Annotated in this window: 1 protein-coding gene; it reads right to left on the bottom strand. The window is 37.1% G+C overall.

Features of this window, described 5'->3' with window-relative positions:
• Nucleotides 1-230: 230 nt before the first annotated feature.
• A complete protein-coding gene (locus LRP83_RS23105) occupies nt 231-1,409 on the bottom strand; it encodes an IS256 family transposase (RefSeq protein WP_230499183.1) in 1,179 nt (392 codons plus the stop codon).
• Nucleotides 1,410-1,505: the final 96 nt, after the last annotated feature.

The following is a 1,505-nucleotide window of genomic DNA, read 5'->3' on the forward strand; positions in this document are numbered from 1 at the left end:
AGTCAAGTCCATTTAATTGTGTAAAAGTGTCAACAATGATTTTCAATTGATTAAAATAAAATCCGTATAATGAACTACATTTATTTCGAATTTACATTGAGGGGCGGGCATGATAGCCTGGAGGGTAAGCCAGGTGTTGTTAAACATCTGGCTTCCTGGCTTTACGTCATGCCCGCTGGAGGCTCAATGTCAATTCGAAATTAGGCCAATCGCCTCGCTAGTTTAGATTGTTATTTATATGCTTTCTTTAGATAAGGAACATTCTTTCTATTCCACTCTTCATCAATATCCATTAATACTGAACCAATAATTCTGATAGCTGACTGATCATTTGTGAAGATACGAATAACCCTTTCTCTTCTGCGAACTTCTTGGTTTAAGCGTTCGAGCATGTTTGTGGTGCGTAGATGTTTATGATACTGGACAGGTTGGGAGTGAAATTGGATAGCGTCTTCAAACCCATTTTCTAATGTTTCTGTTGCTTTTGAAAACCCTTTGGTATCGTGATACTTCTCTACAAAGTGATTTTTCAATTGTCTTACAACATTAATATCAGAATTCTGAAAAAGGTCTTTAAGTTCTTGACGAGCATCAGCTGTACCCTTTTTTGGAAGAGTATCCATAATGTTTCTTAAAAAGTGGACACTACATCTTTGCCAAGAAGTTCCTAAGAATGATTCCTTAATAGATGTAACTAACCCACCATGAGCATCAGAAATAACCACTTTGGGAGATTGAAGTCCTCTGGACTTTAAATAATCAAAGAAGGATGTCCAGCTATCAGTAGATTCAGTGTGATTAACTTTTAAGCCGATAATCTCTCTATGGCCAGTCTCATTTACTCCAACAGCAATATGAACACTTTTAGAAACTACTTTATCGTTCTCACGAACTTTAATGTACATGGCATCAACGTAAACATAGGGATAATAATGCACGTTAAGAGGGCGGTTTCTCCATTCGTTAACCACTGGATCTACTGATTTCATTAGGTTAGAAACGAGTGATTTGGACACACTTGTCCCACATAATTCCTCCACAATTTTGGTTATTTTACGTGTCGAAACCCCATTTACTACCATTTCAATCATAGAAAGAATAAGTGCCTGATCGCAGCGTTGGTATTTTTCAAAGACAGTGGTAGAGAATTCACCATCCCTCGTACGAGGAACTTTTAATGTAAGAGATCCCACGCCAGTAATCAGCTCGCGCTCATAATAGCCGTTACGATAACCTCGGCGCTCATCCGTTCTTTCATGAGAAAGAGCGTTAATATGTTCATCTCTTTCCTTCTCCATTAAAGAATTTAATATAAGTGCTAAAGATGCTTTTACAGGTGATTCTAGTGAACTATTTTCTATTTTCCCTTTGAGATCTTCTAAATTTATAGTAATATTTATTTGGGTCATCATCATGTCCTCCGTAAAATGGTTTCTTGGTCGAAAACATTGTAACACGGTCATGATGGTGACCTATTCTTTTTACACAATTATATGGGCATAATC

The sequence above is a fragment of the Pseudoneobacillus rhizosphaerae genome, assembly GCF_917563885.1.
In the GTDB taxonomy this organism is placed as follows: domain Bacteria; phylum Bacillota; class Bacilli; order Bacillales; family Cytobacillaceae; genus Pseudoneobacillus; species Pseudoneobacillus rhizosphaerae.